At 60.8% G+C, this 13,897-nt stretch carries 7 protein-coding genes and 1 pseudogene; 5 read left to right on the top strand and 3 right to left on the bottom strand.

The annotated features are described in order from the left end of the window. Window position 1: 1 nt before the first annotated feature. The 5 genes and pseudogenes from ACCQ15_RS18620 to ACCQ15_RS18600 all read left to right on the top strand — a co-directional run bounded on the left by ACCQ15_RS18620 (window position 2) and on the right by ACCQ15_RS18600 (window position 5,939). Complete coding sequence (locus ACCQ15_RS18620) at window positions 2-928, top strand: pirin family protein (RefSeq protein WP_372380900.1); 927 nt, start codon at window positions 2-4, stop codon at window positions 926-928. A 255-nt stretch (window positions 929-1,183) separates the two neighbouring features. Continuing rightward, entirely contained in the window at window positions 1,184-2,254 is a 1,071-nt protein-coding gene (locus ACCQ15_RS18615; RefSeq protein ID WP_372380899.1) for an alkene reductase, read from the top strand. A gap of 232 nt (window positions 2,255-2,486) precedes the next feature. After that, a pseudogene (locus ACCQ15_RS18610) lies at window positions 2,487-3,587 on the top strand (IS3 family transposase). 131 nt (window positions 3,588-3,718) lie between these two features. After that, entirely contained in the window at window positions 3,719-4,585 is an 867-nt protein-coding gene (locus tag ACCQ15_RS18605; protein WP_372380898.1) for a hypothetical protein, read from the top strand. Between the two features lie 251 nt (window positions 4,586-4,836). Beyond that, a protein-coding gene (locus ACCQ15_RS18600) for an IS3 family transposase (protein WP_372166127.1) occupies window positions 4,837-5,939 on the top strand; the annotation gives its coding sequence in 2 pieces (ribosomal slippage) (window positions 4,837-5,095 and window positions 5,095-5,939; 1,104 coding nt in all). Window positions 5,940-5,948: 9 nt separating this feature from the next. Here ACCQ15_RS18600 and ACCQ15_RS18595 read toward each other — a convergent pair. From ACCQ15_RS18595 to ACCQ15_RS18585, 3 genes are all read right to left on the bottom strand, one after another. Continuing rightward, entirely contained in the window at window positions 5,949-12,161 is a 6,213-nt protein-coding gene (locus ACCQ15_RS18595) for an NACHT domain-containing protein (protein ID WP_372380897.1), read from the bottom strand. Window positions 12,162-12,491: 330 nt separating this feature from the next. Beyond that, window positions 12,492-12,947: an FAD-dependent oxidoreductase gene (locus ACCQ15_RS18590; protein ID WP_506187845.1), complete on the bottom strand. Its 456-nt coding sequence runs from the start codon at window positions 12,945-12,947 to the stop codon at window positions 12,492-12,494. A gap of 71 nt (window positions 12,948-13,018) precedes the next feature. Beyond that, a complete protein-coding gene (locus tag ACCQ15_RS18585; protein ID WP_011348757.1) occupies window positions 13,019-13,654 on the bottom strand; it encodes an FAD-dependent oxidoreductase in 636 nt (211 codons plus the stop codon). Window positions 13,655-13,897: the final 243 nt, after the last annotated feature.

Below are 13,897 nucleotides of genomic sequence, written 5' to 3'. Positions count from 1 at the left end.
CATGAAAACACTATCGCTGCAACGGTCATCCGTATCTACAGAGGCGACGGTCACCGTGCCGCGCGCAATCGTCCACTGCACACGCGGTAATGGCTCCGGCGGTCCCATCACGCGGCTCATGAGCCCGTCCGATCTCGGCCAGTTGCTCAAACCGTTTGTCTTCCTGGATATCTTTGATGCGCAGGGTTCGATCATCCATACGATGTCGGGCATGCCGTTGCACCCTCATTCGGGGATCGCAACGGTCACGGTCTTTACCGAAGGCAGCATGCATTACCACGACGAGGAAACCGGCCGCGGCACCATTGGCTACGGCGGAGTCGAATGGATGCGCGCCGGTATTGGTGTGTGGCACGGCAAGGAAATGACGCCGCCAGCCGATGCTTCCTGCATCCAGGGATTCCAATTGTGGCTTGCACTGCCTGCAGCGTTGGAACTGGCAGAGCCGCAAAGCCATTACATCGAAGCGCAGCACATGCCCAGGGTCGGCCCCGCGCATGTGGTGATTGGCGGATACGAGGGCGCACACAGCCCGGTTGATGCGCCCGACGGGATCAATTACCTGATGGTCACGTTGAAGCCGGGCGAGCGTTGGACATATCGCCCGCCCGCAGGTCACTTGGTCGGATGGTTGGCAGTTGCCAGCGGCACGCTGGATGCCGGCGCATCGCTGCAATGCGGCGACATGGTGGCTTTTGCCGAAGATGGTGCACCCATCGTGCTGGAAGCGCGTGGGACCACCGATGCAGTCTTCGTACTCGGCTCGGCGATTCCACACCCGCACACATTGCACCTGGGCTACTACTCGGTGCACACCAATCCAGACGCGCTGGCCGTTGGCGAAGAGCGAATTCGCACGCTTGGCAAACAGATGCAATCTGCCGGTGACGGTACCACTGCTTCCGGAACGATCCCGGTCTTTAAGTAACTGCGATCACTTCAATCCATACAGCACGACACACCAGCGCTCAGATCTGCCGTCTCACCTCATACAAAGCCCATTCCGTCATTGATGCCGGCGCCCACTCAATGAGCTACCAGCCAGCTGCGCAATGACCCGGCACCGCCATCTGTTCCCGTTTTGATCAAGCGTCCTACCCATCAATGCCGTGCTCTCTGAATCGTAGCCCGAGTTGCGCGATTCAGCCTTTCACTCTTCCTTCAAATATATCCGGAGACCGTTATGTCTCAACTCTTGAGCTCCGTCCGCGTAGGACGCAATACTCTCTCCAATCGCCTGATAATGGCGCCGATGACACGCTCACGCGCAGCGCCCGACGGGAGCCCAAAGCCGCTGACAGCGACGTACTATGCCCAGCGTGCCAGCTTGGGTCTGATCGTTTCCGAGGGCGCACAGCCCTCCGAGGATGGTCAAGGCTATATGAGCACCCCAGGGATCTATAGCGATGCACATGTTGCAGGCTGGAAGGCCATCACCAACGCAGTCCATGAAAAAGGCGGACGCATCTTCATCCAGCTCATGCACGCCGGGCGCATGTCCCATCCCGACAACACATCGCATCACAGGCAGGCGGTCGCACCCTCAGCCATCGCTCCCGGGGTGCCGATGTTCACCATGACAGGCATGCAGGAGATCCCCGAGCCACGTGCATTGACGATCGACGAGATTCGCCAGACCGTGGCGGACTTCCGGTTAGCTGCTCGTCGGGCCATCGACGCAGGTGCCGATGGAGTCGAGATTCACGGTGCTAACGCGTATCTCATCCAGCAATTCTTTGCCCCAAGCGCCAACATTCGCACAGACCAATACGGCGGGTCGATCGAAAACCGTGCCCGCTTCGCTATAGAGGTGACCACGGCGATTGCCGAGGAAATTGGCGCCGATCGCACCGCCATCCGTTTCTCTCCAGGGGTCAAGCTTTGGGGCATTGACGAAGGCGCCGACACGCCGGCGCTGTATCAACATGTCACTGCCACACTCGCCAAGCTAGGTCTGGCCTACCTACATGTCATGCACCAGGGTGATGAGACAGTGCTGGCAGAAATCCGCAATCTGTGGCCAGGCCCGTTGATCATCAACAGGCCTGGCCGCGTGCGCGAACGGATTGGCTCCGATCTGGCGTCTGGCCTAGCTGACCTGGAATCATACGGCCAGATGGTGCTTGCAAACCCCGATTTCGTTGAACGTTTGAAAGCCAACGCCCCGTTGAATCAGCCAGACTACAACACGTACTACGGCGGTGATGCAACGGGCTATACCGATTATCCGACCCTGGCGGATGTAGCCGCCTGACGAAACGGCGAGCCGAGCCTTCATGCTCGGCTTCACCCAGTGATGCCATCTGGTAGTCCTGCGGTACAAGAAAGCGCTACGGCGCTTAGGCCGTATGGCCCATGCGCCGTAGCACGAGTCGCACGCTATGTGTAGTCGAGCAGGTGATCCTTCCTGGGACGGAAGCGTCCCCCCTAATTTTGAGGGGCACCTCAGTTTGGAGTCCAATTCCCTACCCCCAAGCAGATTGGACGTGAAGAAGCGTTTTTCCGAAGAGCAGATCATCGGCTTCCTGTGCGAAGCCGAAGCGAGCCTAGCGATCAAGGACTTATGCCGGCGGCATGGCTTCAGTGAGGCCTCTTACTATCTGTGGCGCAGCAAGTTCGGCGGCATGAGCGTGCCCGACGCCAAGCGACTCAAGGACCTTGACGCCGAGAACGCGCGGCTAAGGAAGTTGCTTGCCGAGCAATTGTTCGAGAACGATCAGATCAAGTATGCACCGCGAAGACCGTGGTGAGCGCATCAGCACGTCGTACGCTGGTGCGTCAGTGGATCGCGCGTGGTGCTAGCGAGCATCATGCGTCGGCAGTGATCGGTATGAGCACCAGTGCGCTGCGCTATTGCCCACGCGAGGATAAAAATGTCGAATTGGACGGACGCATCCTTGCGTTGGCGCATCGCCATCGTGGCTATGGCGTAGCGATGATCTATCTCAAATTGCTGGACGAGGGACGTCCTGTTAACTACAAACGTTTAGAGTGGTTACACCGCGAGCAGCAGCTGCAGATCCGGCGTCGCAAGCGCAAAAAGTTGCCAATAGGAGAGCGTCAGCCGCTGCTTTAGCCAATGCAGGTCAAGCAGGTGTGGTCGTTGGACTTCTTGCTCGACTGTACCGCCGAAGACCGGGTGATCAAGTGTCTTTTGATTGTAGATCATGCAACAGACAGAGCGATCGCCATCGACTTGGAACGCGCGATCTCGAGCCACGGTGTGACGCGCGTGTTGGACCGATTGGCGTACAGTCGCGGCCTGCCGCAGGTGATCCGCACCGACAACGGTAAGGAGTTTTGCGGTAAAGCAACGGCCGTCTTGGCGCATGCCCGTGGCGTGCAGTTGCGGTTGATCCAACCAGGAGAGTCGAGCTAGAACGCCCACGTCGAATCCTTCAGGGCCGGCCAAGCGACGAGTACCTCGACGAGCATTGGTTCCCGACGTTGCTGCACGAGCATATCAAGATCGAACGTGGGCGACGCGAATACACGAGGACCGACCCAAGAAAGCAATCGGGGGCATGACACCTGCTGGTGCTCCCGAACATCTTGCCAACACCGATATCATTAGTACCAGACTGTAAACCAAACCGCTACTCAGGGCGGACGGCATCGATCAGCGTCTATGACAGTCCCATGGTGCCGTTGGTCTCAGACCCATTGGAGAAAAGAGTGCGATCTCTGTACGGGAATGATCTGCGAAGATTGATGGCTCATGGCCATACAAGTTGAAACCATGGATCAATCATCTGCGCTGGAGTTCAGGCGCACCGTCGGAAAGGGTCTGGACAGTAGCGATGCGAACGCCTGGATGCAGGAAGGGGAAGGGCAGGAAGCCACAGCGCGTTCGATCCGAGCCCGGTGGCTGCGACAGAAGCGGCAGATCAAGGCGGATAGGCCTTTGATGTTGCGACATGCCGAGTGGATAGCACTGACAGGAAATCCCCGTGCATCGGTTCTTCTCATGGGCTACGCCGTCGAGATGTACCTCAAGGCAGGCTTGGCCAAGTGGTTGATGGGCTGCGAGAGAACGCTGCTGGATGGGGATGCGAAGGGTTATGGCCACAAGTACGAGCAGCTGGCGAATGACCTGGAGATCGAGGAGGCTGTCGCGCCCCCGGATCTTCTGCGCTTCCTGAAGAATGCGGTCACATTAGAGGCGAGGTATCCGGCTCAGCCGAATCCGGGAGAGACACCGATCGAGGCCATCAACCGGCGTACAAGCAACCTGTGGAACGAGGAGACGTTCAGGGATATTTGCCGTCTGGCTAAAAGGCTGCGTGACCATGTGAAGCGGATAAATTCGGACCACAGAAACCCAGTGTCGACACAGCGCTTCGAACTATCGGGTGGGGGCTACCTGGTCATGCGTAGGGGAGGTCACCTGCCTTCGCGAGTGACAGTGCGCCCGCCCGATGGGCAGCAATGGGATTATGCGGAGATCACCGACGCACTCCAACGGTGCCCGTCCTTCGAGGTCCAGCAATTTTGGAATCAATGTGCGATCTATCTGCACACCACAAAACTCGACAATAAGAAAAGCGGCTCTCAACAGGTTCCCGCCCCAGGTCCGCGCCCTTGAGCCTCAAGCGTCCCTCGTCCAGCGCACGCTGAGGGGGAAACTCAGAGACTCGTATCCGTACCTCCCTCTTGCACGAATGACATTTCAGGAGCTTCCGAGTGGAGCGAGCTTCCAGCAGGATCACGATCCGTCAGGGAACGACCGCCGGCACCTGGCGCTGGGGGAGCCAGGCTCGATACCCGCCGACGTCCCCCCAATTTTGAGTAGCACCTCAGTTTGGAGTCCAATTCCCTACCCCAAGGAGATTGGACGTGAAGAAGCGTTTTTCTGAAGAACAGATCATCGGCTTCCTGCGCGAAGCTGATGCCGGTGTGGCGATCAAGGATCTGTGCCGGCGGCATGGCTTCAGCGAGGCCTCGTATTACCTGTGGCGCAGCAAGTTCGGCGGAATGAGCGTGCCCGACGCCAAGCGGCTCAAGGATCTTGAGGCCGAGAACGCGCGGCTAAAGAAGTTGCTGGCCGAGCAGTTGTTCGAGAACGACCTGATCAAGGATGCGTTGCGAAAAAAGTGGTGAGCGCACCGGCGCGTCGTGCGCTGGTGCGCGAGTGGATCGGGCGTGGTGCCAGCGAGCGTCGCGCCTTGGCGGCGATCGGCATGAGCGCCAGCGCGCTGCGCTATTGCCCACGCCAAGACCGCAATGGCGAACTGCGCGAGCGCATTCTTGCGTTGGCGCATCGCCATCGCCGCTACGGCGTGGGGATGATCTATCTCAAGCTGCGACAGGAAGGACGCCTGGTGAACTACAAGCGCGTGGAGCGGTTGTATCGCGAGCAGCAGCTACAAGTGCGGCGCCGCAAGCGCAAGAAGGTGCCGGTTGGCGAGCGTCAGCCGCTGCTGCGGCCAGCGCAGGCCAACCAGGTGTGGTCGATGGACTTCGTGTTCGACCGCTCCGCCGACGGCCGAGTGATCAAGTGTCTGGTGATCGTGGACGACGCAACGCACGAAGCGGTCGCCATCGAGGTGGAACGCGCGATCTCCGGGCACGGCGTTGCGCGCGTGCTGGATCGGTTGGCACACAGTCGCGGTTTACCGAAGGTGATCCGCACCGACAACGGCAAGGAGTTTTGCGGCAAAGCGATGGTCGTCTGGGCACATGCCCGTGGTGTGCAACTACGGCTAATCCAACCCGGCAAGCCAAATCAAAACGCCTATGTTGAATCGTTCAACGGCCGACTACGCGACGAATGCCTCAACGAGCACTGGTTCCCGACGTTGCTGCACGCGCGCACCGAGATCGAACGCTGGCGACGCGAATACAACGAGGACCGACCGAAGAAAGCAATTGGCGGCATGACGCCGTCCGCTTATGCCCAACATCTGGCAAACACCGATATCATCAACCCCGGACTCTAAACCCGACCGCTACTCAGGGCGGGGGGACGTCGCAGCGCCTAAGACATCGGTCTCGTCCAGATGGGCATAAGTATCCTTGCGCACGATCCACGGCAGATATGGCGCATCGCGCTTCGAGGCCACCCCGTCGTCTTCGTATATCTGGAGCTGCGGCACATGGGCTTGGAAAGGCCCCTGAGCGGCCAAGTCCTCGGCCAATGCGGCACTCTGGTCTCGCGGCGCCAGCGCTGACATCACCCTGATTTCTACGTTCTCGTTGGAGTGCCAACTGGCATCGACGGTGAGCCAGTCTCCTACCGAATCTCCGATCCCTAGCAACGATTTCAATACGGCCGGATCCGCGGTGAGGTCCATAGTGGTGTCACCCATGACCATTAATGAGACCCAGGTGTCCAAGGGTTGGCGATCCATGCCGTCCGCGAGCCACAAGCCCGCCGGGTGCGTCACCACCTTGTGCGAGAGCCAGTCCTCCCACGGGTCTTCCTCCTCGTAGCCGCGCCAGACTACCGGGTGCGCGGAGAGCAGATCGCCGGCCACCGAGAGCAAGGCGTGCCAGGCCAGCTGCTCGCCGTAGGCTTGGTACTCGGCGTCGATGCCGCGCGTGTAGTGGTCACGCCCCGGTCGCAATCGCCCTTTGCGATCGCCCATGGACTCGATATGGGCGTCGTGTTCACGCACCTTGGCGACGAGGGCATCCACCGTTTCCCAATGCGGCCGTCGGAACAGGCTCGCCAGCTGTGCAACGTCGTCCCTGCTGAAGTCGTAATCCAGATGCAGTTCGGGCTCGGGCTCGGCCATGCCCTTGGGGCGCATGGGGGAGAAGCCGCTTCCATAGTAGTCATCCTCCTTCCGGGCCGCGAAGCTTGATCGATTGATGCGCTGCAGCTTCTGGACCAGCGCCTTCGGTAGGGTCACCTCCCCCGCGTTCATGCAGGCTAGTAGGGCCTGCGCCGCGAAATGCCGGCGAAGCACGTGGCGGTCCGCAGCGTCCAATGCGATCGTTTCGAGGAAATCGGCATGCCGAGCAACGACCTTGGGCGCCTCCAGTGCGATGCGCGCCATCGTGATAAGCAACCAGAGCTGGGCGTGGTGATAGAAGAACGGCAGCTCCGCCGCTTGGAAGGGAGCCGCGTCACGGCGCCGATACTTCGTAACGACCCTATCCAACACATCGGCGCGTCCTAGGCGAACCGCCGTGCGCAGGCTATGGGCAGCTAACCATCGCTGCCGGGTAATGGGCGAGCCGAGTTGGAACCAGGTCAATCCCGCGATGGCCTCGACTGCATCTCCGGTAAAGGTCATCGTTTCCTGCCACGCACCGTCCTCTGTATTGGACGCGAGCTTCGCCGGCCCGCTCTGCAACAGGCGGGTCAGTGCTGCCTCGCCTACGCCATGCGTCGTCTTCCCGTTGAACTCTGCAGCGAAGTTGAGCCACACCGAGGCCGGCACCGCCATCTTGGGACGGGTGAACTCATCGATGAGCAGCATTAGTACGTCGCGGCGCGCCAGACCACAGATATCCTCAAGGGCACGGACGTGCGAACCCGATAGGTAGTCGAAGGAAATGTATTCGCGTGCATTCACCCGTGCGATGACCGGTGCGCATGCTTTGAGCGCTGGGGCTACGGCGAGTGAGGAGCCGGCCCATTGCTCCTTGCAGGTTTGCAGTTCCCGTTCTTTCTCGTACAGATCCAACATCTCAAGCCGCGCTATAAGCAAGAGATAGTCAGGCCATTGTTTGAAAGAAATCTTCCTTCGGAGCGTATCGAGGACATCACTAGAGAAGCGCATGTTCAAGTGATGCGTGCGCGCTGCATCGAGGACGCGCCCCACTGCGAGCTCATCGAGCGGATCGGTGTCCGCGGCGAGTTGCACGAAGTGCGCCTTGGCCATGGCCTGCTCACCTTCCCAGGTTCGAGGCGACGCGTCGGCGCCTTGCGCTCGCCAATTGGCGTGCGTGTTGTGGTCATCGCGCTTGACGTAGAGCCGATCCGCCGCCGCGTCTAAGTAGTGACGTTGCCATGCGTTTTCACCCAGCACCGCGTCGGAGAAGCGGGCGAGTGCCCGAGGCGTCTCAGATCCCAGTGCACCGGGGTTATTCTGCAGATATTGCGCCACGAGCTCAGTGGCTACGCCGGGCACGCATGCGGGCGGCTTGGATTCGAAGGTGGCCACCAGCTCTGTGGTTCCGCATACATAGAGCTCTGCTGGGTTAGACAGTCGCAAAAGCGTCAGGGCGAGCTCGGCGTCGAGTTTGTCATCCTCCAACAAGGCCCTCACATACGGCAACAGCGTGTAGTCCAAAGATATTCGTCCGCGGTCCTGCCACCGCGCCAGCCTAGCGAGCCCCGACACACCTGATACCCGGCTCATCGCCGTGCCGTAAGAACCCCAGCCGAACTTCTGCTCCTCGCCGAAGTTGAGTTCGCAGATGTTGGACAAGGTGTGGCTCTCGCGCTGGCCGAGGCCTTCACCAGTCAACGCGCCGGCGAAGTGCATCAACCCTTCGACGAAGCGGTAGTCGCCCGAGCCAATTGCATCCATCTGCTCGAGACCCTTGCGGAAGTACGCGACCGCTTCGATGGGGCTTGCCAACGCGATCGCCTGCCCGAGTTGCGCGAAGTGTGCAGCCCGGTCTGTGACCTCATGTTCCTTCTCGGTGGCCGCGCTCGCTTTGATCGCAAGCTTACCTGCCATTGCATGGAACGCGGGCCGGGACGCCAGCAAGGCGACGAGCTCGATCAGGTTCGACACGGGCGTGGTGTCCGGTTCGCTGGTGGCTTCGATGTATGCCGCTACTTCGCCCGCGGGAAATGCATCGTTCGCCGCGAGTGCCAGCGCCAGCAAGCGCTCACCGACTGTGTTGTGCTGCTGTTGCGCCCAGCGGCCACCCGAGTGGTAGTCGTCGGTGTTGCGCAGCGTGATCCAGCGGGCCGTCAGCGGTGCCAAGCTAGGTGCAGTGGAACCAAAACCGACAACGGACTGTGCGAAGTCACGCGCGATATCGAGCCAGCGCGAAATGCGTCCTCCGAGAAATTGCATGGCCAATGCATGGCGGGTGTACTCGTGACGCGCATCTTCTTTAGCGTCCTGGGCGGCCTTGACCTTCGCCTGGTGGTCAGCGTCAATTGCCTCCTTGAGCGCGGTCAGGAACTCCGCGTCCGGCAGATTCGGAGTCAAGCTCGCTGCATGCTCGGCTAGTTCGCGCGGCAGCAGGTCGCGAGGCCCAATCTGGGTGCCGGACGCGCAGCAGGTGATGACCTGCCACGCAATGTACGTTGCGACCTCACCGATCCAGTACGACGAGTCCATGAACACGTGCAGGCTGGGCGGCACCAATGGCAGCGCGGCGAGAATCGCGGTGGCCTGGGCAGGCATCCCCAACCTCACGGCCTTCGCCGCGGCCTCCACCATTACCTGTACCACTGGGCGTTCTTCGGGTCGGTAGTGATCCCCAAGCTTCACCGGGCCGACCGCCGTGCATGCCGCCGAGAGCGACTCGAGCTGAGCGCGTTGCTGCTCCGGGCTGCCGGCGGTGTACTGAATTGCCGCGACGATCGGCCCAATCGACGCCAGCGCATCGATGCAGGTTCGAATCACCTCCGGCCGGAGCAAAGTCGCGGCCTCGGGACGGCGCACCAGTTGGAGCATCGTCTTGGCGATGTCGTACCCGTACTCGGCGCTGACCCAACTCGATAGGTCTCGGGCCGCTGCCTTGCCGTCGCCCTTGAGCAGGTAGCAGAACGGGAGAGCCGCTAAGTCCAGGACCGTTGGGTGCGCGCGGTCATGCGCGTCGCACTTCTGGTCAAAATAGTGCTGCAGCCACTCAGCGACCCACTGGGCGTGCGAGATTGCCTCGCCGGTCTCGCCCATCAACCCATGCGCAATTACCAGGCGGGCGTGGCGGGAGCCGGGCCACTGGGTTCGTGCCTCGAAGATGCGCCGAAGTGAATCCTGATCGGCCAAGGCGACCACGAAATCGGGGTAATCCAGCAGATACGTCGTTCCCCGCTGGTCCATCGCGGCGAGGGTCGACAATTCGACCAGCAGCGGCACGAGGTGATCGATGTCGTTGACACGAACGGCGTGCGCCACGGCGGCGCGAAGTCGCGCATGGCGAATTTTCTGCTGGCCCACGGTGCTGGTAATGCTCGCAGGCAGCCGCTGGTCGAAGGCCAACTGGAAGAGCTTCTCGCCATCCTCCAGCTGCAGTAGCAGGTCGGGAAGCGTCGTGGCGGCATAGACCGACTCGCCTTGCGTTGCGAACAGGTTCGTCGCCAGCTCATGTAGCGGCGCCGCGTCGCCGGCATATTTGCGCCGGATGAGAGTTTCTGTGGGCTCGTCGCGGAACATCAGGCCATGCTTGGTCTGCTCCAGCAACGGCGACAGGTCAGCCGCGAAGCTGGCGACCGCGCCTTCGGCCATACCATTGACTTGAGCGAACTCCTTTAGCGGCACGGGCGGCGGCAAAGTGGCCAGACCTGCCAGGAAAGCACGGATGCTGCGATCTGCATTGCCCAGCTTGCGTGCCTCGACCAAGGCCTGGTCGAGGCGGTGCTGGATAAGATCGTCCAGCGCGATCGACTTGTTGATCTCGCTTGGCGCCAGCAGGCAACGTTCTGCGGCCAAATGTTCCAGCACACGAGCATTGCCCTTGGACCGCGCCTGGCCCACCTGGATCATCGTCTCGGTAAGCTTGCCTGCGCGGGTGCGAAGAAACGCAAGTGTCTCAAGCTCGACGAACGGCGCCAATTCGAGTTCCTCGGCGGAGATCTCGCCGGTTGCGGCGAGCAGCCGGTGCGTTCGGGCACTGACGACCACCTGCAGACCGGCGATCGCTGTGCCGTGCTCCAAGCTCTGCAGCAATAGGCGAGGGAACGAATCCTGATTGCGATCGCGTGCGATCTCGCTGGCGTTATCGATCGCGTCGAGCAGCAGGACCAGTTGCCGGTCTGCCGAGCCGCGGCGCAAAGTCGTAACGGCTTGTTCCAGGCGCATGCGGAAGGTGCGAAGGATGTCTTCGCTGGTGCTGGTCGAGGGCAGCATGGCATCGCACAATCCCCGACAGGCGAGCTCATTGGCGATATGCACCAGGCCGCGGCTTGGCAGGTGCCTGCTGTCGTCGGAAGCACGGTATTGGCCCATGCCGAAGCAGTCGAACAGGATCGTCTCGTGCTCGTGGCTCAGGCGGGCGGCCAGCGAGTTCATGAAGACCGTCTTTCCGAACCCGCCTTCGGCATGGACGACCAACGGCCGGGTGAGCAGCGGGATGCGGTGGACTGTGTCGTCCAACTGCACGCGATCAACCACTTTTACGATCGGCGGAAAGCTCGCCGGCGCCGGGAGTAGGTCCTTGTCGTCGGACAGGCCCAACGCAGCCAGCACGTCCGTGCGCACGATGACGTTGCGGTATTGCTTGATCAAACCGGCCTTGTCGCGTGCCATCTCCCGGATGTCCGCGAGACGGCGGCGGGCCATATGGTCCCGCGCGTCTGACCAGTCCACCAAAGTGAGTGCGAGCTGCTGCTTGTTCTCTCGTAGGTCGCCGGTCAGGCCGATCATGTCCAGCCGCGCGGCGAACTCGGCGAGGTCCTTGCCCGTCAGCTTGCAGGCGTCCGTCAGCTGATTCGCCTGCGCTTTCGGGTCTCCCTTGAGCGGGCTTTGCGCCGCCAGACCTTCGATGGCCTCGAGCAGTGCGGGCTCTATGGGCCTGTTGGTGACTAGCTCGAACCGCAACTTAGCCCGCGCTTTTTCGGTCCCAAGCGACGTCTTACAGGCGCGATACGTACGCGCGAACTTCTCGATCGTCTTCTTCGCGTCTGCTGCCCGAAACGGCTTGTGCTCGGCCGCCTTGGAGTACTTAACCTGGACGACAACCACACGCGTGGCCTGCTGCAGGTTGGCGCCACCTCCGAAGTACAGCACCGCGTCGGCAATCTCATTGCCTTCCTTTGAGACGCCGCGCTGGTCCTCGTTGGCGAAACCTTCCACCGCAATACCGACTAACTCGGCCCCTGGCAGAAGCAAGCCCAGGCACTTTCGAGCGACCCAGGCTTCGTGGAACTCGTGGCCATCGCGTGAGGCGCGGACCGTGTCTACCGCTGGGCGTGCTCGGGGATTGGCCTTCATCTTAGGCTTGGGCGACGCCTTGGGCTTCGGCGTGGGCTGCCGCGGGGCTACTACCTTGCGCATCTCTGTGGACTTCTTCTTCATCTTCACCATTGCCCGTTCCACTGAGACCTTACCTAAGGATACGGGGGCAGCACCGTCCAGGATCAACATATCTCTCTTATCTAACGTCCAGTGCGCTCCTTTTGCGGCCCCACAAGAAGTGAGTCATATTGCGAGTCAAGCCCCGTATGTGTCTTCAATTAAACAAATAAATACAATGACTTGTATATCAAATTTGAGTCCTGGTGGGCCCACCAATTGCGCAGGCGTAGCGCTCTCTTCCTGTAAGCATAGTTGGCTTGAGGATCCCCGCTAAGCTCGTTTCCGCCGACGCAAGACCGCCGCGGTTAGCGCGTCGCGCTTGAACGCCACCTACTTCCCTTACACCTGGTGGGCAGAAAACAAGTTCACCACGCTGGCAGGCGAATTGAAGCCGAAGAACTGTGCATGATTGCTCGCACTCTGCTCCGCGAGAGCGGTGCTACGTGGGAACAGCGCATTGTCATAGGCACTCAGTGCCGCCTCGATCTGGCCCGGGTTCTCAATGATCGAACGTGCGAGCTCGGCTCCGTCGTAGATGGCGAGGTTTGCACCTTCTCCCGCAAACGGTGACATCAGGTGCGCAGCGTCGCCGACGAGCGTTACGCCCGGAGTGCGTGCCCAAGCATGTTCGATCGGCAGTGCATAAATCGGGCGAATGATGGGTGCGCTGTCAGTGTGGGTAATCATGGCCAACAGAGCTGGAGCCCAATCTTCGAACTCTTTGGCAATGCGGCGCATCGCGGCTGTAGGCCGACCAAAGTCGAGCTCGCGAAACCATGCTTCGGGCTTGGTCAACGCAATGTAGCTGCGTAGCGCGCCGTCTGCGTATCTGTGGGTAAAGATGCCTTGGCCGGGGGCTAAAGCCATCAATGTGCCGCGCCCGACCATCTTGGCGCTAGCCGGACATTTGGTGCTGGCATCGGTGAGAGATGTCTCGATAAAAGTGGTGCCCACGTATGCGGGGGTGCGGTCGACAGCAACGGCCGAACCTTCGACCATGCGCCGTCCGCTCCGACAACCAGGCCCGCCGTGATCGATGAACCGTCGGCAAAAGTGAGGGCAAGCGCTCCGTCCGCATTGCGTGCTGCCCGTATGAGCTTGCGACCCCAATGAATGGCATCGGAGGGCAGGGAGTCAATCAACAGCCGGCGGAGTGCGCTGCGGTCCACCTCCGGTCTGAGAGAGCCGACAGAGCGTTGTCTGTCGAACAGAATCGTGCCGTGCTTGTCACTCACGCGCTTGGCGTCCTCGCCCGGGAGGACGAGGGCCAGGAAGGCGTCGTAGAGGCCTGCCGCGGTTAAGCCTAGCTGCCCGTTCCATTCGTGTATGTCTAGCAGGCCGCCTTGTGATCTGGCGTTGCGTGAAGCCTCGGCCTCATAGATGGTGGCGGAGATGCCGTTGATGTGGAGGACACGTGCGAGTGTCAAACCGCCCAGACCAGCACCGACGATAGCGATCTGATCAGTTGAAGATAGACGTGGGTTGGTGTTGTTGGCTGTCATGAGCGCTCCAAATACAACGAGCGTTCGCACAGGCGGCAGCTCGAAGAAAGGCCGGGTGATCTCGGCGAGGGGCGCTGGCCAACCTAGCAAGCATGCTGGATGGCGTGTATTCGATCTCTTGGTGCCGACGGCACACAGGCGAACGTTTTTCGCGTCGCGCGCATTCTTGCATTGATCCGCTTCCTCGAACAATCCCTTGGAAGAGCAGGTTCGTAACGCGTCAGCCGCACTCCGAACATGGGC

This window comes from Xanthomonas sp. NCPPB 1754 (assembly GCF_041475725.2).
In the GTDB taxonomy this organism is placed as follows: Bacteria; Pseudomonadota; Gammaproteobacteria; order Xanthomonadales; family Xanthomonadaceae; genus Xanthomonas; species Xanthomonas euvesicatoria.
This window is presented reverse-complemented; position numbering and strand designations above follow the sequence as displayed.